Source organism: Burkholderiales bacterium (assembly GCA_023511995.1).
Lineage (GTDB): Bacteria > Pseudomonadota > Gammaproteobacteria > Burkholderiales > Thiobacteraceae > Thiobacter.
Map to the genome: position 1 here is coordinate 56,969 of JAIMAL010000006.1, position 19,243 is coordinate 76,211.

At 65.3% G+C, this 19,243-nt stretch carries 25 protein-coding genes and 3 tRNA genes; 5 read left to right on the plus strand and 23 right to left on the minus strand.

Translation table 11 applies throughout. The features are described from left to right. Positions 1–2 precede the first annotated feature (2 nt). From tmk to K6T56_04580, 5 genes are read left to right on the plus strand one after another with little or no spacing between them, the layout of a single operon-like run. On the plus strand, positions 3–611 hold the full coding sequence (gene tmk, locus K6T56_04560; GenBank protein MCL6555620.1) for a dTMP kinase: 609 nt from the start codon (positions 3–5) through the stop codon (positions 609–611). Between the two features lie 33 nt (positions 612–644). Beyond that, complete coding sequence (locus tag K6T56_04565; protein ID MCL6555621.1) at positions 645–1,634, plus strand: DNA polymerase III subunit delta'; 990 nt, start codon at positions 645–647, stop codon at positions 1,632–1,634. Beyond that, positions 1,627–1,992, plus strand: coding sequence for a PilZ domain-containing protein (locus K6T56_04570; protein MCL6555622.1), 366 nt, complete (start codon positions 1,627–1,629; stop codon positions 1,990–1,992). The genes K6T56_04565 and K6T56_04570 overlap by 8 nt, the downstream gene beginning before the upstream one ends. Before the next feature lie 15 nt (positions 1,993–2,007). Then, positions 2,008–2,784 (plus strand): TatD family hydrolase, encoded by a 777-nt coding sequence (locus K6T56_04575; GenBank protein ID MCL6555623.1) that lies wholly within the window; start codon positions 2,008–2,010, stop codon positions 2,782–2,784. Beyond that, positions 2,774–3,436, plus strand: a complete 663-nt coding sequence (locus K6T56_04580) for an ankyrin repeat domain-containing protein (protein ID MCL6555624.1) — start codon at positions 2,774–2,776, stop codon at positions 3,434–3,436. Before K6T56_04575 ends, K6T56_04580 begins: the two co-directional genes overlap by 11 nt. Positions 3,437–3,766: 330 nt before the next feature. On the opposite strand, the gene K6T56_04585 is transcribed toward K6T56_04580, so the two are convergent. The 23 genes from K6T56_04585 to rpoE form a co-directional block, all read right to left on the minus strand. Then, on the minus strand, positions 3,767–3,976 hold the full coding sequence (locus K6T56_04585; protein ID MCL6555625.1) for a hypothetical protein: 210 nt from the start codon (positions 3,974–3,976) through the stop codon (positions 3,767–3,769). 130 nt (positions 3,977–4,106) lie between these two features. Then, a tRNA-Leu gene (locus tag K6T56_04590) sits at positions 4,107–4,194 on the minus strand. A 5-nt stretch (positions 4,195–4,199) separates the two neighbouring features. Continuing rightward, positions 4,200–4,273, minus strand: a tRNA-Cys gene (locus K6T56_04595). Between the two features lie 104 nt (positions 4,274–4,377). Next, positions 4,378–4,453, minus strand: a tRNA-Gly gene (locus tag K6T56_04600). 39 nt (positions 4,454–4,492) lie between these two features. After that, entirely contained in the window at positions 4,493–5,068 is a 576-nt protein-coding gene (pgsA, locus tag K6T56_04605) for a CDP-diacylglycerol--glycerol-3-phosphate 3-phosphatidyltransferase (protein ID MCL6555626.1), read from the minus strand. Positions 5,069–5,072: 4 nt separating this feature from the next. Beyond that, a complete protein-coding gene (gene uvrC, locus K6T56_04610; protein ID MCL6555627.1) occupies positions 5,073–6,869 on the minus strand; it encodes an excinuclease ABC subunit UvrC in 1,797 nt (598 codons plus the stop codon). A 41-nt stretch (positions 6,870–6,910) separates the two neighbouring features. Then, positions 6,911–7,099, minus strand: coding sequence for a 4-oxalocrotonate tautomerase family protein (locus K6T56_04615; protein MCL6555628.1), 189 nt, complete (start codon positions 7,097–7,099; stop codon positions 6,911–6,913). A 1-nt stretch (position 7,100) separates the two neighbouring features. Then, complete coding sequence (locus K6T56_04620) at positions 7,101–7,733, minus strand: uracil-DNA glycosylase (protein ID MCL6555629.1); 633 nt, start codon at positions 7,731–7,733, stop codon at positions 7,101–7,103. Continuing rightward, entirely contained in the window at positions 7,730–8,662 is a 933-nt protein-coding gene (locus K6T56_04625) for a cation diffusion facilitator family transporter (GenBank protein ID MCL6555630.1), read from the minus strand. Before K6T56_04625 ends, K6T56_04620 begins: the two co-directional genes overlap by 4 nt. 14 nt (positions 8,663–8,676) lie before the next feature. Continuing rightward, positions 8,677–9,726 carry a beta-N-acetylhexosaminidase gene (gene nagZ / locus K6T56_04630; GenBank protein MCL6555631.1) on the minus strand — a complete coding sequence of 350 codons (1,050 nt, stop codon included), beginning with the start codon at positions 9,724–9,726 and terminating at the stop codon, positions 8,677–8,679. Next, complete coding sequence (gene acpS / locus K6T56_04635) at positions 9,723–10,109, minus strand: holo-ACP synthase (protein MCL6555632.1); 387 nt, start codon at positions 10,107–10,109, stop codon at positions 9,723–9,725. The genes nagZ and acpS overlap by 4 nt, the downstream gene beginning before the upstream one ends. A 7-nt stretch (positions 10,110–10,116) precedes the next feature. Further along, positions 10,117–10,845: a pyridoxine 5'-phosphate synthase gene (gene pdxJ / locus K6T56_04640; protein ID MCL6555633.1), complete on the minus strand. Its 729-nt coding sequence runs from the start codon at positions 10,843–10,845 to the stop codon at positions 10,117–10,119. A gap of 7 nt (positions 10,846–10,852) precedes the next feature. Further along, the gene (gene recO, locus K6T56_04645) at positions 10,853–11,575 is read right to left on the minus strand and encodes a DNA repair protein RecO (GenBank protein ID MCL6555634.1); all 723 of its coding nucleotides are present in this window, start codon (positions 11,573–11,575) and stop codon (positions 10,853–10,855) included. A gap of 4 nt (positions 11,576–11,579) precedes the next feature. Next, positions 11,580–12,476: a GTPase Era gene (gene era / locus K6T56_04650; GenBank protein MCL6555635.1), complete on the minus strand. Its 897-nt coding sequence runs from the start codon at positions 12,474–12,476 to the stop codon at positions 11,580–11,582. Further along, complete coding sequence (gene rnc, locus K6T56_04655) at positions 12,473–13,162, minus strand: ribonuclease III (protein MCL6555636.1); 690 nt, start codon at positions 13,160–13,162, stop codon at positions 12,473–12,475. Before rnc ends, era begins: the two co-directional genes overlap by 4 nt. Next, entirely contained in the window at positions 13,159–13,521 is a 363-nt protein-coding gene (locus K6T56_04660; GenBank protein ID MCL6555637.1) for a DUF4845 domain-containing protein, read from the minus strand. Before K6T56_04660 ends, rnc begins: the two co-directional genes overlap by 4 nt. A gap of 27 nt (positions 13,522–13,548) precedes the next feature. Beyond that, entirely contained in the window at positions 13,549–14,352 is an 804-nt protein-coding gene (lepB, locus tag K6T56_04665) for a signal peptidase I (GenBank protein ID MCL6555638.1), read from the minus strand. A 4-nt stretch (positions 14,353–14,356) separates the two neighbouring features. Further along, positions 14,357–16,150: a translation elongation factor 4 gene (gene lepA, locus K6T56_04670; protein MCL6555639.1), complete on the minus strand. Its 1,794-nt coding sequence runs from the start codon at positions 16,148–16,150 to the stop codon at positions 14,357–14,359. Between the two features lie 114 nt (positions 16,151–16,264). After that, positions 16,265–16,519 carry a glutaredoxin family protein gene (locus tag K6T56_04675; protein MCL6555640.1) on the minus strand — a complete coding sequence of 85 codons (255 nt, stop codon included), beginning with the start codon at positions 16,517–16,519 and terminating at the stop codon, positions 16,265–16,267. 4 nt (positions 16,520–16,523) lie between these two features. Further along, positions 16,524–16,961, minus strand: coding sequence for a SoxR reducing system RseC family protein (locus K6T56_04680; protein ID MCL6555641.1), 438 nt, complete (start codon positions 16,959–16,961; stop codon positions 16,524–16,526). Further along, entirely contained in the window at positions 16,951–17,913 is a 963-nt protein-coding gene (locus tag K6T56_04685) for a MucB/RseB C-terminal domain-containing protein (GenBank protein ID MCL6555642.1), read from the minus strand. The genes K6T56_04680 and K6T56_04685 overlap by 11 nt, the downstream gene beginning before the upstream one ends. Further along, positions 17,910–18,461 (minus strand): sigma-E factor negative regulatory protein, encoded by a 552-nt coding sequence (locus K6T56_04690; protein ID MCL6555643.1) that lies wholly within the window; start codon positions 18,459–18,461, stop codon positions 17,910–17,912. The genes K6T56_04685 and K6T56_04690 overlap by 4 nt, the downstream gene beginning before the upstream one ends. Before the next feature lie 2 nt (positions 18,462–18,463). Continuing rightward, positions 18,464–19,063, minus strand: coding sequence for an RNA polymerase sigma factor RpoE (gene rpoE / locus K6T56_04695; GenBank protein ID MCL6555644.1), 600 nt, complete (start codon positions 19,061–19,063; stop codon positions 18,464–18,466). Positions 19,064–19,243 lie beyond the last annotated feature (180 nt).

A 19,243-nucleotide genomic window follows, 5' to 3' on the forward strand; every position in this document is an offset into this window, starting at 1 on the left:
GGATGCGGGGAAAATTCATCACGCTGGAAGGCATCGATGGGGCCGGCAAGAGCACCCATCTGCCTTGGATTGCCGAATGGCTGCAGGCACGGGGTCACACCGTGGTGGTGACCCGGGAGCCCGGCGGCACCCCGCTGGGGGAGATGCTGCGGGATCTCCTGCTGGGGCAGCCCATGCACTCTGACACGGAAACCCTGCTCATGTTCGCCGCCCGCCGGGAACACATCGACAAAGTCATCCTGCCCGCCATGGGCAAGGGGCATTGGGTCGTCTCCGACCGCTTCACCGATGCCACCTTTGCCTATCAGGGCGGCGGGCGGGGTATCCCCGCAGCCAAACTGGAAGCCTTGGAAGACTGGGTGCAGCAGGGGCTCCAGCCGGACCTCACCCTCCTCTTCGACGTACCCTGGGAGGTAAGCCAAGCGCGCCTTGCCTTAAGTGCCGTGCGCGACCGCTTCGAAGCGGAAAAGCAGGATTTCTTCCAGCGGGTGAGAAACGCCTACCTGGAACGAGCGCGCGCCTTCCCGGAACGCATCCGGGTGGTGGACGCAAGCCGACCCATCGCCGCCATCCGCGAGACGCTGGCGACCATCCTCGGCGAGCTCGGCTGAGCGCCGGATGGCCCTTGGCAGGTGACTTTCACCATGAGCCTTTACCCCTGGCAGATCCCCGTCTGGCAGCGGCTCGTCGCAAAGCGACCGCGGCTGCCCCACGCCCTGCTGCTCCATGGACGGCGGGGCATCGGCAAACGGGCCTTTGCCTTCGAATTCGCCCGCTTTCTCCTCTGCGAGGCGCCCCAGGAGGGGCACGCCTGCGGCCACTGCCGCGCCTGTCATCTCTTCCGCGTGGGTACCCACCCCGACTTCCGCCTCCTCGAGCCGGAGGAGCGGGAAGGGGAGGGCGAAGTTGGCCGCGGAACCCAGCAGATCGGCATCGGCCAGGTGCGGGAGCTTTCGGATTTCGTCACCCTTTCCACCCATCAGCACGGGCCGCGGGTGATCCTCATCCATCCCGCCGAGGCCATGAACGTCGCGGCCGCCAATGCGCTCCTCAAGACTTTGGAGGAACCCGCCGAAAATACGGTATTCCTGCTGGTGAGCCACCAGCCGCGGCAGCTTCCGCCCACCGTGCTGAGCCGCTGCCGGGCGGTGGCCCTCCCGTTGCCTGGCCGCGAAGCGGCCCGGGCGTGGCTGGAAGGGCAGGGGGTAGCCGAGGCCGAGCTGTGTCTTGCCATCAGCGGCGGGGCGCCCCTCTTGGCCCAAAGCTATGCCGCGGCCGAACGCCTAGAAAGCCGCCGGGCCTTCCTTTCGGCGCTGGCGGAACCTGCCCGCCTCGACTGGTTGCGGCTGGCGGAAGAGGGGAGCCGGCAGGAGCTGGCGGAGCTCATCGACTGGCTGCAGAAGTGGCTCTATGATCTGCTTGCCGTGCGGCTGGCCGGCCGGGTCCGTTACAATCCGGATTTCGCCGGCCGCTTGCAGGAACTGGGCGCAGGGGTTAATGTGACTGCTCTGTTGCGCTTTTTGCGGGAGGTGGCAGGGGTGCGCCGGCACCTTAAGCATCCCCTGAACACCCAGTTGCTCCTGGAAAGTGTTTTTTCCGCCTACCAACGGCTGTTGACGAGGGAAAATGGCTGAAACGCAGAACAAACCCGCCACCCGACCCGGGGTGCTGTCCCTCAGCATCAAGGAGAAGTCCGCGCTCTACGCGGCTTATATGCCCTATCTGAAAAACGGCGGCATCTTCATTCCCACCAACAAGTCCTACAAGCTGGGGGATGAGGTCTTCATGCTGCTCACCCTCATGAACGACCCTAACAAGATTCCCGTTGCCGGCCGCGTGGTGTGGATTACCCCCGCCGGCGCCCAAGGGGGCAAGACCCAGGGCATCGGCGTCGAATTCGCCGCCAACGAAAGCGGCACCGCCGCCCGCAACAAGATCGAGGGCCTGCTTGGCGGCTCGCTGAAATCGACGCGCCCCACCCACACCATGTGAGGGGCGCCCCGCGCCATGTTTGTCGATTCCCATTGCCATCTGGATTTCCCGGAGCTTGCTCCGCACACCGGGGAAATCCTTGCCCGCATGGCGGATAACCAGGTCACCCATGCCCTCTGCGTGGGCGTCAATCTGCCTGACTTCTCCAAGGTACGGGCGCTGGCCCAACAGCATGGGAATCTCTTCGCCTCCGTCGGTGTGCATCCGGACTACACCGACACACCGGAACCCACCGTCGCCGAGCTGGTCAGCCTCGCCTCCGATCCCAAGGTGGTGGCCATTGGCGAAACCGGCCTCGACTATTTTCGCCTCAAGGGCGATCTAGAATGGCAGCGGGCGCGCTTCCGCACCCACATCCGCGCGGCGCGGGAGGTGGGCAAGCCCCTCATCATCCACAGCCGGGAGGCGGCGGCAGACACCCTGCGCCTGCTGCGGGAAGAGCGGGCCCAAGAAGTGGGGGGGGTGATGCACTGCTTCACCGAGAGTTGGGAGGTGGCCCAGGCGGCGATGGACCTGGGGTTTTACATCTCCTTTTCCGGCATCGTCACCTTCAAGAACGCCACCGCCCTCAGAGAGGTAGCACGCGAGGTCCCCCTGGAGCGCATGCTCATCGAAACCGACTCGCCCTATCTCGCGCCCGTGCCCTTCCGCGGCAAGACCAACGAACCCGCCTATGTGAAACACGTGGCGGAGGAGATCGCCCGCGTCAAGGGCATCGGGGTGGACGAGGTGGGCGCCGCCACATGGAGAAATTTCTTTAACTTGTTCCGTCAAGCCTCTGTTGCACAATAGACTTTTTCAGGCGTTCCTCATTGCCGGCCTGGCCCTTTCCCCCTCCGCCCGCGCCGGTGACATCCGCGACGACATCGTCCAGGCCATCCAGATCGACGACGCGGGGGAAGTCCGGACGCAACTGGCCCGGGGCGCGGACGTCAACCTGAGCGATGAGGCGGGCAACACGTTGCTCATGCGGGCAGCACGGGAAGGAAGCCTCGCCTCGGTGCGGGTGCTCCTTGCAGCCGGCGCCCGCGTCCACCAGACCAACGCCTTTGGCGACACCGCGCTGCACCTCGCCGCCTGGGGCGGTGATGCCCGCATCGTGCGGCTCCTATTGGACCGGGGGGCTTCGGTCGCGCCCAATCACCGCGGCTGGACACCGCTCATGTACGCAGCACTGGCCGGGCACGAGGAAGTCGTGGCCATGCTCCTCGAGGCCGCCTCACCGGTCAATACCGCCAACCGGTCCGGCCTCACCGCGCTCATGCTGGCGGCGATGAAGGGGCATGAAACCATCGTCCGGCGTCTGCTTGCCGCCGGTGCCGATCCCCGGGCGCAGGACGTGACGGGCAAGACGGCGCGGGAACTGGCCTTGGAAAATGGCAACACCGATGTGGCCGCGATCGTTGCCGCTGCCCAGCAAGCGGCAGCCAGGGCGAGCCCCTGAGGACGTCACGCAAGGGCCAGCCAGCTCAACCCCGGGAAAGCATTCCTTCGCATAATGTGTATTATGTCAAATTAGTTGGGATTGTGGTTCAGGGCGCCGCGGGCGTCTTTCGGCCCCCCACGCTCCCGCTCTGTTTCCCCCACCAGCCCGCGGCCCGGGCGAAACGATTTGGGGGCACGGGGATCCGGCCAAGACCCCAGGCTTGCCGCACTGTCCGGAAACGTCGCGCGTGTGGTTGGTTCCCGCACGGAAGACGAACGCGGGCGTGGTAGTCCCCTCGCCGAGGGCGGGCTGTCGTGGGGACGAGGAAACGCTGAGTTGGGAAAACCCTCACCCCACCGGCGTGGGATCGGAACGGGTGAGCGCGGAAAAGAGGCGCTCCAGCAGCGCATCGACGGCTGCCGCATCCTCGGCAAAACCCCGCGCCCCCGCACCGGCCCGCGCCCCTTCACAGGCCGCGTTGAGGGCGGCCAGGCGCGCCAGGAACAGGCGCTCTTCGGCGGTAAGCGGCCCTTGGGGAGAAACGTTCAAAGCAGGCATGGTCACAGGATCCCGGTTTGCCTGCAGTAATCGGCAACGACGGCGGAAACTTTAGCGGCGACGCCGCTGGACAAGAAAAAGGGAGAATCCGGGGAAAAAGGGAGAATCCGGGGGGCTCAAGCCGGCGAAGTGGTGCCCGGAGCCGGACTCGAACCGGCACGGGCTTTTGGCCCGAGGGATTTTAAGTCCCTTGTGTCTACCTGTTCCACCACCCGGGCGGATGTGGAGGCGGGGGTCGGAATCGAACCGGCGTCCACGGCTTTGCAGGCCGCTGCATAACCACTCTGCCACCCCGCCCTGTGGAACCCACGGATTGCGAAACTGTGCAGATGGGCGCCAGACAGGCGCCCGGCAAAACTAAAAAGGGAAAACGAAGTACTCGCCTTCGCTTTCCCCGGATTTGGAGCGGGAAACGAGTCTCGAACTCGCGACCTCAACCTTGGCAAGGTTGCGCTCTACCAGCTGAGCTATTCCCGCCTGACGAGAGCCGCCATTTTACCCAAGCGCGGCGCGATGTCAACCAACCCCCCCGCCACGCGCCGAGCGCACCGCCTGCATCATGTAGTAGATCATGGACAGGATGGTGAGAAGGGCCGCGAGATAAATGAGCCAGGTGCCCATCTCGCGGATGGGCAGTCCTGCCACCGGCTCCCCATAGAGGAGCAGCAGGATGGCCACCATCTGGGAGGCGGTCTTGATCTTGCCAATGAAGGCCACCGCCACGCTCCTGCCCTGCCCCACCCCCGCCATCCACTCGCGCAGCGCCGAAATGGCGATCTCCCGCCCGATGATGATGAGGGCGATGACGCCTTCGACCCGTCCCAGCTCCAGCAGCATGATGAGCGCCGCGGCGACCATCAGCTTGTCCGCCACCGGATCAAGGAAGGCGCCGAAGGGGGAAGTCTGGTTGAGCGCCCGGGCGAGGTAGCCATCCAGCCAGTCGGTGACGGCTGCGGCAGCGAAGAGGGCGGCGGCGGTCATGTTGAGGAGGTGGGCGTCAAGCCACCCTTCCGGTAGGTGGAAAAGCAGCACGAAAACCGGAATGAGGACGATGCGAAGCCAGGTGAGGAGGTTGGGCAGATTGAGCGGCATGGGATCAGTGAAAAGAGGCGTAGATTTTTTCCGCCAGGGTGCGGCTGATGCCCTCCACCTTGGCCAGCTCGTCAATGCTGGCATCCCGCAGGCCCTTCAGCCCGCCGAAACGGCGCAAAAGCATCTGTCGCCGCTTGGGGCCCACGCCCGGGATTTCGTCCAGCAGGGAATGGGTGCGCGCCTTGCCCCGGCGCGCGCGGTGGCCGGTGATGGCGAAACGGTGGGCTTCGTCGCGGATTTGCTGGATGAGATGCAGGCCCGGATGGTCAGTGGGTAGACGCAGCGGTTCCCTTCTGTCACCAAAGACCAGTTGCTCGAGCCCGGGCTTGCGTCCCGGGCCCTTGGCCACGCCCACCACTTCCACCTCGCCCACCCCTAGCTCGGCGAGCACGCTGCGCGCCACGGCCACCTGGCCACGGCCGCCATCGATGAGGAGCAGGTCGGGCAGCTTCCCCTCCCCTGCCGCCAGCCGGCGGTAGCGGCGGGTGAGGGCTTGCCGCATCGCGCCGTAATCGTCGCCCGCCACCCCCGGCTCGATGTTGAAACGGCGGTATTCCGCGGGTCTCAGGGCGAAGTCGTCATAGACCACACAGGCGGCGACGGTGGCCTCGCCGAGGGTGTGGGAGATGTCGAAGCACTCGATGCGGCGCAGGCTTTCGGGCAGTCCCAGCGCCTCCAGCAAGGCGGCGAGGCGGGCCTCTTGGGTGCTTTGCTGGGCAAGCCGCTGCCGGATGGCAAGCAGCGCATTCTTCGCCGCCATCTCCAGCCACACCCGGCGCTCACCGGTCACACGGTTGACGATCTGCACCCGATGTCCGCTGGTGGCACTCAAGAGTTCGCCGAGCTCCGCCCGGTCGATGTCGGTGTTGACCAGGATGAGGGGGGGAGCCGGCTGTTCCCCGTAATGCTGGGCGAGGAAAGCTTCCAGGATGCGGGCCGGGTCGTGCCCTTCCGCATGCTGGGGGAAGATGGCCTTGTCCCCCAGGTGCCGGCCGGCGCGGATCATGGTCAGATTGACACAGGCAAGCCCCGCCTCCACCGCCACGGCCACCACATCCGCGTTTACCTGCCGCCCGCTTTCCACGAACTGGCGCTCCTGCACCGCCCGCAGGGCCTTGATCCGGTCCCGGTAGAAGGCCGCCTCCTCATAGGCCTGGGCTTCCGAGGCGGCCAGCATGGCCTGGGTCAGTTCGTCGAGGACGTGCTGCTCCCGCCCCAGGAGAAAGGCGCTGGCCCGTTCCACCTCTCGGGCGTAGTCGGCCTCGCTCACCGCCCCCACGCAGGGTGCGGTGCAGCGTTGGATCTGGTGCAAAAGGCAGGGACGGGAACGGTGGCTGAACACCCCATCCTCGCAGGTGCGCAGGCGGAAGACTTTCTGCAAAAGCTGGATGCTTTCCCGCACCGCATGGGCGTTGGGATAGGGGCCGAAATAGCGGTCGCCCTTTTTCTGCGGTCCCCGATGCAAGGCCAGGCGGGGGAAGGCATGACCGGTGAGGACAATGTAGGGATAGGACTTGTCGTCGCGGAAGAGAATGTTGTAGCGGGGGGCCAGGCCCTTGATCAGATTGTTTTCCAGGAGCAGGGCCTCGTGCTCGGAGCGGGTGACGGTGATCTCGACGCGCGCCACCTGGGACAGCATGAGCTGGATGCGGGGGGAAAGAACGGTCTTCTGGAAATAGGACGAGACCCGCTTTTTGAGGTCCCGCGCCTTGCCCACGTAAAGCACGTTCCCGTCCGCCCCCAACATGCGATAGACCCCCGGCAGATGGGGCAGACCGGCCAGGAAGGTCGTGTCCAACATCTCAGATTCCGCTTGAGGTTGTCTATGTAAGAGTTTGATATTCAGTCACTTTCATCGAGCAGCTTGCCGCCGATGGCCCATTGCTCGTCCGGCAGCTCATCGAAGGCGATGTAGGTGTAGGACTTGGGTTTGTGGGCGATGCGTTCAAGGGTGTCCGTGATTTCCTCGGCGATTTTGCGCTTCTGCTCCCGGGTCAGGGTGCCGGCGATACGGATGTTGACGTAGGGCATGTCAGCTCCTCTCCAAGTGGCTTCGAATGGCCGCCACCACGGCCTCGAACATGGCCGGGGTGAGGCGTCGCGTCTGGGTATTGTAGCGGCTGCAGTGATAGCTATCGAAGAGCGTCAGGCGCGGCAGGTGATGCACCCTGCCATGGCCGAAGGGAAAATCCCGGGCGCGGACCCCCAGCGCCTGCAGCACGGCATGGTGGGCGATCTGGCCCAAGGCGAGGACCGCGGAATTCTTATCCAGCGCTTGAAGTTCTGATGCCAAGTACTTGTTGCAGCATCTGATTTCCTCTGGCGTCGGCTTGTTCTGCGGGGGCAGGCATTTGACCGCATTGGTGATGCGGCAGTCGATGAGCTCCAGGCCGTCCGCGGCGTGTTCCGCCACCGGCCGGTTGGCGAAACCGAAACGGTAGAGGGTGGCGTAGAGGAGGATGCCGGCGTAATCGCCGGTAAAGGGTCGGCCGGTGCGGTTGGCGCCGTGCAGGCCCGGGGCGAGTCCCACCACCAGCAGTCTCGGACGGGAGGCGCCGAAGGGCGGCACCGGCCGTGCATGGTAGTCTGGATGGCGCCGCCGCACCTCGGCGAGGAAGGCCGAAAGGCGCGGACAGTCTTCACAGGCGGCTTCGAAAGTCTTCATGTCCCGGATTTGCCCGATCGGGAGCGCAGACCGGAAAGCGAGGCCACCGCCCGCGTCGGGGGCCGCAGCTCCGGCTGCACGGTGACGTGGCCGATGCCGAAGCGCCCATCCAAAAGCTCCTGGATCGCCGCCAGGGTGCGCGGCCAGCGGGAAAGGTCGTTCACCACCACGTGGGCGGAAAGGGCGATGCGTCCGCTGGCTAAAGTCCAGATGTGCAGGTCATGGACGGACTCCACCCCGGGCACCTGGGCCAACGCCCGGCCCACTTCGTCCAGAGCGAGGCTGGGGGGCACACCTTCCATGAGGACGTTGAGCGCCTCCCGCAGCAGGCGCAGGGTGGCGAAAAGAATGAGGCCCGCCACCACGAGGGAGAGAAGGGGGTCGGCCAGGCTCCAGCCGGTGAAATGCACGATGGCACCGGCGGTGAGGGCGGCCACCGAGCCGGCGAGGTCCCCCAGGACATGCAGCAGGGCGGCACGCACGTTTAGTCCCGTCCCGCCCCGGCTCAGCACCCAGGCCACCAGGACATTGATGGCGAGTCCTACGGCGGCGATGCCCATCACCCAGGCGCCGGCCACGGGGCGGGGATGGAGCAAGCGGTCCACTGCCTCGACGACAATGTACACGATCACCGCCAGCATCAGGACACCATTGGTGAGCCCGCCCACCACTTCCGCCCGCGCAAGCCCATAACTGTGCCGCGCCGAGGGCGGCTGGCGGGAAAGCCAGGCGGCAAAAGCGGCAAGGAGCAGGGAAAAGGCATCGGTGGCCATGTGGCCGGCATCGGACAACAGGGCGAGTGACCCCGCCCAGAAGCCGCCCACCGCCTCCACCAGGGCAAAGCCCAGGGTGAGCGCCACCGCCCAGCCCAAGGCGCGGCCGGCCGCGTGTTCGTGGTGAGGGTGGGCGTGGGGTTCGGCGGGGTGCACGGCTCTCGCTCCGGTCAGAGGGCGAGCTCACCGCTTTTGCCGCCGATTTCCCCCACCGCGTGCACGGCCGCGGCGTAATGGGGGTCTTCGTGCAGGCGGACGGGATCGGGGGCGCCGGGCCGGCCATGCAGGCGCGCCAGGCGGACCAGGCTCACCGGCGGGGGGGTCCATTGCAGGCGATCGAGCACCTTTTGCGCCCCATCGGGATCGTTGCACACCAGCACCATGTCACAGCCGGCCTCGAGGGCGGCGCGGGCCCGATCCACCACGTCGCCGGCAACACTGGCGCCCTCCATGCTCAGATCGTCACTGAAGATGGCACCATCGAACCCCAGTTCCCCGCGCAGGATGCCCTTGAGCCAGACGGGCGAAAACCCCGCCGGTCGATCATCGACGCGGGGATAGATCACGTGCGCAGGCATGATCGCCGGCAGTCCGAAATGGATCATGCGGCGGAAAGGAATGAGATCGGCGAGCTCCAGATCGACCCGCTCCCGCTCGTCCACCGGCACCGCCACGTGGGAATCCGCGACCACATGGCCGTGGCCGGGGAAATGTTTGCCCACCGCGGCCATCCCCCCCTCCTTCATCCCCAGCATGAAGGCATGGGCGAGCTCGGCCACCGCCTGGGGCTCCCGGTGAAAAGCGCGGTCGCCGATCACCTCGCTCACCCCGTAGTCGAGATCAAGCACCGGCGCGAAGCTGAAATCCACGCCGCAGGCGCGCAACTCCGCCGCCGCCACGTAGCCCACCTGATGGGCGAGCCGCCGCGCCCGCTGGGGGTGTTCGTCCCAGATTTCGCCCAGGCGGCGCATGGGCGGCAGAAGGGTGAAACCCTCGCGAAACCGCTGCACCCGCCCTCCTTCGTGGTCCACGCCGATGAGGAGCCTCGGCTCCCGCAGGGCGTGCAGCCTCCGGGTGAGGGAAACAAGCTGCGCAGGGGAGGCGTAGTTGCGGGCAAAGAGGATGACGCCCCCCACCAGGGGATGGGCAAGACGGGCGAGCTCCTCGGCGGTGGGTTCGGTCCCCGCCAGGTCCACCATCACCGGGCCCAGGGGTTTCATCCCCTCCCCTCCAACACCACGAAAGCCGCCACCAGTTCCTTTTCGTCGCTCACCGAGAGGTGACAGGCGACAATGCCCTGTTCGGCAAGCCACGCCCCCAGCGCGCCGTCCCAGGCGATGCCGGGTTTGCCCAGGGCATCATGGGTGATGGTGAGGCGGGTGAGGCTGACGGGATGGCGCAGGCCCAGGCCGGTGGCCTTGGCGAAGGCTTCCTTGGCGGCGAAACGCTTGGCGAGGAAACGGGCGGGAAAGGTGCTGGCGTCGAATTCCGCCCATTCCAAGGGGCTGAGCAGATGGCGAGCGAAGCGCTGTCCGTGGTGGGCCAGGATGGCGGCCATGCGGCGCACTTCCACGATGTCGGTGCCGATGCCGTAGATGGCCATGACCGGCTCACAGGCCGCGCGCCGCCAGCATCAGGCGCTTCATCTCCCGCACGGCGGCTTCCCAGCCGACGAAGAGGGCATGGGCGACGATGGCATGACCGATGTTCAATTCCCGGACCTCGGGAATCGCCGCGATGCGCTGCACGTTGTGGTAATGCAGGCCGTGGCCGGCGTTGATGATGAGCCCCAGCCGGGCACCGAAGGCCGCCGCGCTGCGGATGCGCTCGTACTCCTCGTCACACGCCGGGCCCGGCTCCAGATTGGCATAACAGCCGGTGTGGAGTTCCACCACCGGCGCCCCTGCCTCCTTGGCGGCGCGGACCTGCTCCGCCTCCGGCGCGATGAAGAGGGAGACGCGGATGCCGGCCCGCCCCAGCACCTCGCAGGCATGGCGCACCCGGTCGAATTGGGCCACCACGTCGAGGCCCCCTTCCGTGGTGAGCTCCTCGCGCCGCTCCGGCACCAGACAGACGTCCTGCGGCCGCACCCGCTGGGCGATGGCGAGCATTTCCTCGGTCACCGCCATTTCCAGGTTCATGCGCGTCATCAGGGTCTGGCGCAGGATTTCCACGTCCGCGTCCTGGATGTGCCGGCGGTCCTCCCGCAGATGCAGGGTGATGGCGTCCGCCCCGGCGGATTCCGCCATCAGCGCCGCCTGCACCGGGCTGGGGTAGCGTGTGCCGCGTGCCTGGCGCACGGTGGCAATGTGGTCGATGTTGACACCCAGGTAGATCATCGGTGGATCACAGTTCCTGCAGGTCCATGAGGAGTTGCCGGGTTTGCAGGTTTTCCCCGCCCAACTGATGGGCAATCAACAGGCGCATGAGCTGCTTCGCCTCCGCGAGCATCAGGGGATCGGAATAGTCATCGCGGGCAAGGGCAATGAGCGTGCTGCCCCGCAATTGTACACCGCCCGTCCCTTTCTCCGCCCGCACCGGGCCGTGTTCCGGCTGATAGACGTAGAGGGCATCCGGATCGATGGGGGTGTCGCTCATCGCCTCTTGTTCCAGCACCAGGGCATAGCCCAGTTCCCGCAGCAGCGCCTTTTCGAAACGCCGGAGCACCGGTGCGGCCGCGGCTCCCTCCCCCAACGCCCGCAGGGCGCTCTGGTAATGCTCGAAGAGGAGCGGGTGAGGGTCCTCCCGGGGCAGCAGGCGAAGCAGAAGTTCATTGAGATAGAAGCCACACATGAGGGCGGGCCCTTTCAGGGGCATCTGCCCCCCCTGCCACTCCGCCTGCTTCAGGGTGCGCAGCTCCCCTTTGCCGAACCAGGACAGGCGCAGGGGCTGGAAAGGCTGCAACAGGCCGCGCACCGGCGAGCGCGGGCGCCGCGCCCCACGCGCGATGAGGGCAAGGCGTCCCTGTTCCCGGGCGAAGATTTCCACCAATAGGCTCGTCTCCCGGTAAGGACGCGTGTGGAGGACGTAGGCAGGTTGATGGTCCTGCGGCCGGTCGGGCGCCGCCATGACTTTACTCGGAATAGCCGAGGCTTTTCACCGCACGTTCGTCGTCCGCCCAGCCGCTGCGCACCTTCACCCACAGCTCCAGATACACCTTGCCGCCGAAGAGTCGTTCCATGTCCCGGCGGGCCTCGCTGCCGATGGCCTTGAGCCGCTCGCCGCCTTTGCCGATGACGATGGCCTTCTGGCTTTCCTTGTCGACGATGATCGCTGCGTGGATGCGACGCAGCCTGCCTTCTTCTTCGAATTTCTCGATGACCACGGTGGCGCTGTAGGGAATCTCGTCGCCTAGCAGACGGAAGATTTTCTCCCGCACCGCCTCCGCGGCAAGAAAGCGTTCGCTGCGGTCGGTGATGTCCTCCTTGTCGTAGAGGGGCGGCCCTTCCGGCAGATGGGGGCGGATGGCCGCCAGCAACTCCGGAATCTGGGAGTGGGTGGTCGCGCTGACGGGCACGATCTCGGCAAAGGGAAACACCTTGGCCATACGGTCGATGAAGGGCAGCAGTTGCAGCTTCTCCTTCACCGTGTCGGTCTTGTTCACCGCCAGGATCACCGGCCGGTCCCGGGGCAGGAGCTTCACCACGGTTTCGTCCCGCTCATCATAGTGGAGCGCCTCCACCACGAAGACCACCACATCCACCCCGCTCAGGGCTTCCGTCACCGTGCGGTTCATGGTGCGGTTCAAGGCATTGCGATACTGCAACTGGAAGCCCGGTGTGTCCACGAAGATCCACTGCGCCGTGTCATCGGTGTGGATGCCCACGATGCGGTGACGCGTGGTCTGCGGCTTGTTGGAGGTGATGCTGATCTTCTCGCCGACGAGGGCGTTGAGTAGCGTCGATTTGCCCACGTTCGGGCGCCCCACGATGGCGATGAAACCGGTGCGGAAGGGCGTGTTTTCGCTCATGTCGCCCCCTCACGCCCGCTTGCCTCGGCATAGGCCAGGCGTGCCGCCTCCTGCTCCGCCTTGCGCCGGCTGGCACCTTCGCCAAGGACGCGGATGTTGAGCTCCGGGATGTGGCACTCGACCTTGAAATGCTGTTCGTGCGCCTCCCCTTCGGTGGCGACGATGGTGTATTGGGGCAGGCGCAGACGGCGCGCCTGCAGGAATTCCTGGAGCTGGGTCTTGGGGTCCTTCGACAGTTTGTGCGGGTCCACGCGGGCGATGATGGGGGCGTAGAGGCTGCCCACGATGCGCTGCGCCTCCTCGAAGCCGCCATCGAGATAAATGGCGCCAAAAATGGCTTCGAGGGCGTCGGCGAGAATGGAGGGACGGCGGAAGCCACCACTCTTGAGCTCCCCCTCGCCGAGGAAAAGATAGTCACCAAGCGCAAGCGACTGGGCGATTTCCGCCAGGGTGGGTTCCTTCACCAGGTGTGCGCGCACCCGCGACAGCTCGCCTTCCGTCAGCCCCGGAAAGTCATGGAACAGGCGGGTGGAGATGACCAGGGACAGCACGCTGTCACCGAGAAACTCCAGCCGCTCGTTGTGGGGCGTGCCGAAGCTGCGGTGGGTGAGTGCCTGGCGCAGGAGCGCCGGCCGTTTGAACACATAGTCGAGGCGCCGGGAAAGACGTTTGAGATCGCCGGTCATTCCACCATCTTCGCCGACTTGCTGCCGGCGGTGCTGGCCGAAAAATCCAGCAGCACGCTGACGTTGTAAAAGAGGGGGATTTTCTGCGAATACTCCACGCTCACCACGTTCTCGCCGTCCTCCTTGCGGATGTCCAGGTCCTGGGCGCTCACTGCGCTTACGTAGTCGATGGCAAGCCGCCGTTCGAAGGACTTGCGGATCTCCGCTGGCGTCATGGTGGCAAAGCCCGGCTCCCTGGCCATGGTGGCGAGAATCTTCTTCACCGAAAAGAATTCCACGTAGGCCGGCACTACTTTGATGCCGATATAGACGTAGCTCAGCACCAGGGCGAGGATCACCACCCAGCCGATGAATGTCATTCCCTTCTGCCGTTTCATCTTTCCCCCTCATTCGATGGATTTGCCGATGCGCCCGAAGTCGTCGAAATTCATCCAGATCAGAAAGGCGCGGCCGACGATGTTTTCATCAGGGACGAAGCCCCAGTAGCGGCTGTCGGTGCTGTCGTCCCGGTTGTCGCCCATGGCGAAATAATGGCCCGGCGGCACCACGCAGGTGAAGCCCCGCTCATTGTAATCACAGTGATCCCGGTACCGGAAGACACGGACGCCTTCCAGGCGCACCGGCGGCTCGTCGGGCTGGATCAGCACTTCATGCACGTGGCTGCCGAGATGTTCCCGATACAGGCGGGCGACGACGTTGTTCAGCCCCGGCTTCACGTAGTCATAGGGACGCAGGAACTCCATCTTCACCGGTTGGCCGTTGATGGTGAGCTGTTTGTCCATGTAGCTCACCCGGTCGCCGGGCAGGCCGACGATGCGCTTGATGTAATCAAGCGAGGGATCCACCGGATAGCGGAACACCATCACATCGCCCCGCTGCGGCTGCCCCACCTCAAAAATTTTCTTGTTGATCACCGGCAGACGGATACCCCAGGCGTATTTGTTGACCAGGATGAAGTCGCCGGCCTGCAGGGTGGGAATCATAGAGCCGGAAGGAATGCGGAAGGGCTCCACCAGAAACGAGCGCAACAGAAACACAACCAGGATCACGGGAAAGAAACTGCGCGAATACTCCACCAGAAGCGGTTCCTTCTCCCCCGCGGCGCGTTTGGGTTTGAACAGCAGGTGATCGACGAGCCAGATCACGCCGGTGACGATGAGCGCGATCAGCATGAGCAGCGCGAAATTCATGGCCTCACTTCCCCTCCACCTGCAGGATGGCGAGGAAGGCCTCCTGCGGGATTTCCACGTTACCCACCTGTTTCATCCGTTTCTTGCCCGCTTTCTGTTTCTCCAGCAGTTTCTTCTTGCGGGTCACATCACCGCCATAGCATTTGGCAAGCACGTTTTTGCGCAATGCCTTCACCGTCTCGCGGGCGATGATGTGACTGCCGATCGCCGCCTGAATGGCGATGTCGAACATCTGGCGGGGAATGAGCTCCCGCATCTTGGCCGCCAGCTCCCTGCCCCGCGCCTGGGCATTGGAACGGTGCACGATGGTGGATAGGGCATCCACCCGCTCACCATTGACGAGGATGTCCAGTTTCACCAGGTCGGCGGCACGGAATTCCTTGAATTCGTAATCGAGGGAGGCGTAACCGCGGGAGGTGGACTTGAGTTTGTCGAAAAAGTCCATCACCACTTCGTTCATGGGCATCTCGTAGGTGAGCATCACCTGCCGCCCCATGTATTGCATGTTCTTCTGCACGCCGCGCCTTTGCGTGCACAGTGTGATCACATTGCCCACGTAATCCTGGGGAACAAGAATGGTGGCGGTGATGATGGGCTCGCGGATTTCCTGAATCCGGGAGGGATCGGGCAGACGCGAGGGGTTTTCGATCTCCTCCACCCTTCCGTCCCGCAGCAGCACCTCATAGACCACGGTGGGGGCGGTGACGATGAGATTCATGCCGTATTCCCGCTCCAGCCGCTCCTGCACGATGTCCATGTGCAGCATGCCAAGGAAGCCGCAGCGGAAGCCAAAGCCCAGCGCCTGCGACGTCTCCGGCTCGTAATGGAGCGCCGCATCGTTAAGGTGCAGCTTCTCCAGCGCATCGCGCAGGGCATCGTAGTCATGGGAATCGACGGGATACAGGCCGGCGAACACCTGCGGCTTGATTTTCTTGAAACCCGGCAGGGGTTCGGCCGCCGGCCGGTTGGCGAGGGTGATGGTATCCCCCACCTGGGCATGGCGCAGTTCCTTGATGCCGGCGATGACGAAGCCCACCTGGCCGGCGGAAAGTTCCTCCCGGTTCACCGATTTGGGCGTGAACACGCCTACCTGTTCGCAGTGATAGGTGGCGCCGGTGGCCATGAGCAGAATCTTGTCCTTCGGCCGCAGGCGCCCATCAACGACCCGCACCAGCATCACCACGCCCACGTAGTTGTCGAACCAGGAGTCGATGATGAGGGCCTTGAGGGGTGCCTCCGGGTCGCCCTTGGGGGGCGGAATGCGGCTGACCACGGCCTCCAGGATGTCCTCGATGCCGATGCCCATCTTGGCGCTCGCCCGCACCGCGTCGTGGGCATCGATGCCGATGATGTCCTCGATTTCCTGGATGACCCGCTCCGGCTCCGCCGCCGGCAGGTCGATCTTGTTCAGCACCGGCACCACCTCCACGCCCTGCTCGATGGCGGTGTAGCAGTTGGCCACGGTCTGCGCCTCCACGCCCTGGGAGGCATCCACCACCAACAGCGCCCCCTCACAGGCGGCGAGGGAGCGGGAGACCTCGTAGGAGAAATCCACATGGCCCGGGGTGTCGATGAGGTTCAACGCATACACCTCTCCATCCCGCGCGCGGTAGGTGAGCGCCGCCGTCTGCGCCTTGATGGTGATGCCCCGTTCCCGCTCCAGCTCCATGGAATCCAGCACCTGGTCGGCCATCTCCCGCGCCGACAGGCCGCCGCAGTATTCGATGAAGCGGTCGGCAAGCGTCGATTTGCCGTGGTCGATATGGGCGATGATGGAAAAATTGCGGATGTTTTTCATCTGCATGCCATTAAAAAAGGGCACCCAGGTGCCCTTTCCTGCCAACCCGTTATTTTACCGGCAAAGCCGGCCGGCGTGTGCTCCTCCGCCCGTCCCACGGCTAGGGGCAACGGCTCAAACCGACTCACCACCCTGCCCGGCGGCAAGCCGCCTGCGCAGCACTTCCGGGTCGAGAAAGTAATGGCACAACACCTCCTCCCCCAGGGCGAGCACCGGCACCAACGTGCCGTAGCACGCGGCAAGGGCAGGGTCCGCATCCACGTCTACCGCCTGGTAGGTGAAGCCCAGTTGTGGGGCAAGCTCCTCCAGCGCTGCCGCCATGTCTTCGCAGAGGTGGCAGCCCGCGCGGGTGTAGAGGGTAAGCTGCATCGCCTCAAAGCCGGCGCAGGATGCGGGGCCGTGCCCCGTGCCGGCAGGCAACACGTCGCGCCAGCAACCAGCCCAGCCCCAAGCCCAGCCCGGCGCCCAGGGCGGCCGCCCCATCGCCCCCCAGCAGGCGGTTTGCGGCGACTGCCGCGACCAGAAGCAGGACAAGGGGCAGCAGATAGACCAGGAGGCTTGCCGCCAGCAGGCTGCCCGCCTTAACGCCCACCACCACCCGCTCCCCCGGACGGGCGCCGATGGGATTCGCCACGCGCAGCGCACCGCGGGGGGAGCGGCTGAAAAGCTGCGCCAACAGGGTGGCACCGCAGCCGCCGCTGGCACAGGCACCGCCGCCACAGCCGCCGCGATAGTCGGCCTCGACGAGGGCCATATCGTCCACCACTTCGAGGACGCGGGCCGGGGTTTCCAGCAGGCTGTCAGCGGACATGGGTGATGGAATCGCCGATTGTGCGCACCGTGGCGGCGGGCACTTCGCCGAGAACCTTCACTTCGTGCTCCCCCACCGCGCGCGTGTAGATGTGGAGCGCCCCCCGCTGAGTCAGGGTGTTCTCCACCGACCCCTGGGCGGGTTCGATGAAAATGGACACGGCGGCCAGGCCGTCCGAATAGACGATGTGGTTGACGGGCACTTCATGCCCCGGAAGTTTGCGCTTGACGGCGTAGATGCGTTTGAAGCCGGGCGGCACGCTGCCCACGTTCCAGCCCGGATCGCTTGCCAGATCGCCTTCGTCGGCGGGGCTGTGCTGGATGATACGCCGGCCCGCCAGACGGGGACGCACTTCGGAGCGGCGGATGGGCGTGCCGATGCTCACCTGGGTGAAGGAAAAGCGATCCACCATGCCCCCTTCCCGGCTCCACATGCCCGCCCGCAACAGCAGGCCCGTTTCCGTATCGGCCCAGAACTTGTGCCCGTAGCGGTAGGCGTCCCGCGGCTCGAGGATGACCACCTGGGTTTCCCGGCCCGCCACGCGGCTTATGCCACCCAGACGCGGCGAATAGGATTCCTTGAGCTCGCTGATGGGTTCCGGCAACAGGGCGGGGAAAAGCTTGCGCACCCGGCTTTTGTCCAGCCACGCGGTCTGGCCGTCCGGGAGCAGGCAAAGGATGTCGTCGTTGATGCGATAGGTCTCCCGCGGCTGGCCATCGAGGGAAACCAGCTTGGCGTGCTCCCCCGTCTCATCCACCAGGTGCACGATGCGTGAGGTTTCCACGCGATCGCCCCGCTGATAGACGAACACCCCGCTGTAATTGAGGCGGTGGCTCGCCTGCGCCATTTTCTGCAGCCAGCGGAAGGCCGCCGCGGCATCGTCCTCGCCGGCTGCCGCAAAGGCGAAGCCCGTCACCGCCGCCAGCAGGGCGGCCGCAACAAACCGCCTCATTGGCCCGTGTCCTCGGCCACCACGCGGACGTAGGCGGGCATGCCCACCATCGCGTAGCTGGGCGAAAACTCCTGATGGGCGAGGAGATAAGGCTCCGCCTCCAGGGGCAGCTTTTTCGCCGGCTCCTCTGCCTTCTCCTTCGTGGCGGCAGGCGGAGGGGAAACCACGACAAGGGGGGCGCTGGCGCCTTGCGCGAGCTCGATCCGGGGGGTTGCGACGACGTTTTCCTCGACGCGGGCAAGCTGCCAGGCAAACAGGCCGACGAAGCCCACGGCAGCCAGAGAGGCAGCCAGCGCCCACGGCGAAAAACGCCACTCGCGGGGCTGCGGGCGAGGCGCGAGCACCGTCGGTTCCTCCGCCAGACGGCGGGCCACGGCCCGGGTCACGTCCAGCGACAGGGGACCACTGCGACGCAGCGCATCCCGGACCAGATGATAGGTCGCCCAGGTTTCCGAAAGCTTTTCATCCTGACGGAGGAGGGCAAGGACACGGGCGGTCTCCTCCCCTTCCAGTTCCCCATCCATGAGGGCGGAAATATCTGCAGTCATGATTACCGCCTCTTGTCTTTGCTGGTGCCCAACAGGGGGCGAAGTTTTTCGGCTATGGCCTCGCGGGCACGGAAAATCCGGGAGCGCACGGTGCCGATGGGACAATTCATGGCCTCGGCAATCTCTTCGTAACTCAGGCCATCGATTTCGCGCAGGGTGATGGCGGTGCGCAACTCTTCCGGCAGCGCGTCCATGGCAGCGGTCACCGTCTCACCGATCTCCTTGGTGAGCATCACCGCCTCGGGGGTTTCCACATCGCGCAACTGCTCCGCCGCTTCGAAACCCTCCGCCTCTTCCGCGTCGTACTCGGTGCTGGTGGGGGCCCGGCGGCCCTGGGAGGCGAGGTAATTCTTGGCGGTGTTGATGGCAATGCGGTAGAGCCAGGTATAGAAGGCACTGTCGCCGCGGAAGGCAGGCAGGGCGCGATAGGCCTTGATGAAGGCTTCCTGGGTCACATCCTCCACTTCGGCCGGGTCACGGATGAAGCGCGACAACAGACGCGCCAGTTTGCGCTGGTATTTGGCGACCAGAAGCTCGAAGGCATGCTTGTCGCCGGCCTGGGCCCGCTGCACCAGAGCCTGGTCGATCTCCCGATCACCCATTTTCGCGTGGGCGTCCCTGAACGCTTGTTGTTTGACGGAAATTTCCCGGACGGGAAAGTCGATTATCTGGCCCAAAGTATACCTGCCCCCGGCTGCCTGAGGAACGAAAACGCCAAACGTGATTCAACAGACCACCCGGCACGCGGTAAGTTCAACGCCATCAGGGGTATGCCTCCCCCC

Excerpts from the sequence above, each read along its gene's own strand:
- K6T56_04680 (MCL6555641.1), bottom strand. The coding sequence starts at position 16,961 with ATGTCCGCTGACAGCCTGCTGGAAACCCCGGCCCGCGTCCTCGAAGTG.
- pdxJ (MCL6555633.1), bottom strand. The coding sequence starts at position 10,845 with ATGATCTACCTGGGTGTCAACATCGACCACATTGCCACCGTGCGCCAG.
- K6T56_04575 (MCL6555623.1), top strand. The coding sequence starts at position 2,008 with ATGTTTGTCGATTCCCATTGCCATCTGGATTTCCCGGAGCTTGCTCCG.
- K6T56_04620 (MCL6555629.1), bottom strand. The coding sequence starts at position 7,733 with ATGAAGACTTTCGAAGCCGCCTGTGAAGACTGTCCGCGCCTTTCGGCC.
- rnc (MCL6555636.1), bottom strand. The coding sequence starts at position 13,162 with ATGACCGGCGATCTCAAACGTCTTTCCCGGCGCCTCGACTATGTGTTC.
- K6T56_04585 (MCL6555625.1), bottom strand. The coding sequence starts at position 3,976 with ATGCCTGCTTTGAACGTTTCTCCCCAAGGGCCGCTTACCGCCGAAGAG.
- acpS (MCL6555632.1), bottom strand. The coding sequence starts at position 10,109 with ATGGCCATCTACGGCATCGGCACCGACATCGTGGAAGTGCGCCGCATG.
- K6T56_04690 (MCL6555643.1), bottom strand. The coding sequence starts at position 18,461 with ATGACTGCAGATATTTCCGCCCTCATGGATGGGGAACTGGAAGGGGAG.
- era (MCL6555635.1), bottom strand. The coding sequence starts at position 12,476 with ATGAGCGAAAACACGCCCTTCCGCACCGGTTTCATCGCCATCGTGGGG.
- lepA (MCL6555639.1), bottom strand. The coding sequence starts at position 16,150 with ATGAAAAACATCCGCAATTTTTCCATCATCGCCCATATCGACCACGGC.
- recO (MCL6555634.1), bottom strand. The coding sequence starts at position 11,575 with ATGGCGGCGCCCGACCGGCCGCAGGACCATCAACCTGCCTACGTCCTC.
- lepB (MCL6555638.1), bottom strand. The coding sequence starts at position 14,352 with ATGAATTTCGCGCTGCTCATGCTGATCGCGCTCATCGTCACCGGCGTG.
- pgsA (MCL6555626.1), bottom strand. The coding sequence starts at position 5,068 with ATGCCGCTCAATCTGCCCAACCTCCTCACCTGGCTTCGCATCGTCCTC.
- K6T56_04565 (MCL6555621.1), top strand. The coding sequence starts at position 645 with ATGAGCCTTTACCCCTGGCAGATCCCCGTCTGGCAGCGGCTCGTCGCA.
- K6T56_04570 (MCL6555622.1), top strand. The coding sequence starts at position 1,627 with ATGGCTGAAACGCAGAACAAACCCGCCACCCGACCCGGGGTGCTGTCC.
- tmk (MCL6555620.1), top strand. The coding sequence starts at position 3 with ATGCGGGGAAAATTCATCACGCTGGAAGGCATCGATGGGGCCGGCAAG.
- K6T56_04685 (MCL6555642.1), bottom strand. The coding sequence starts at position 17,913 with ATGAGGCGGTTTGTTGCGGCCGCCCTGCTGGCGGCGGTGACGGGCTTC.
- uvrC (MCL6555627.1), bottom strand. The coding sequence starts at position 6,869 with ATGTTGGACACGACCTTCCTGGCCGGTCTGCCCCATCTGCCGGGGGTC.
- K6T56_04660 (MCL6555637.1), bottom strand. The coding sequence starts at position 13,521 with ATGACATTCATCGGCTGGGTGGTGATCCTCGCCCTGGTGCTGAGCTAC.
- K6T56_04615 (MCL6555628.1), bottom strand. The coding sequence starts at position 7,099 with ATGCCCTACGTCAACATCCGTATCGCCGGCACCCTGACCCGGGAGCAG.
- rpoE (MCL6555644.1), bottom strand. The coding sequence starts at position 19,063 with ATGGGTGATCGGGAGATCGACCAGGCTCTGGTGCAGCGGGCCCAGGCC.
- nagZ (MCL6555631.1), bottom strand. The coding sequence starts at position 9,726 with ATGAAACCCCTGGGCCCGGTGATGGTGGACCTGGCGGGGACCGAACCC.
- K6T56_04675 (MCL6555640.1), bottom strand. The coding sequence starts at position 16,519 with ATGCAGCTTACCCTCTACACCCGCGCGGGCTGCCACCTCTGCGAAGAC.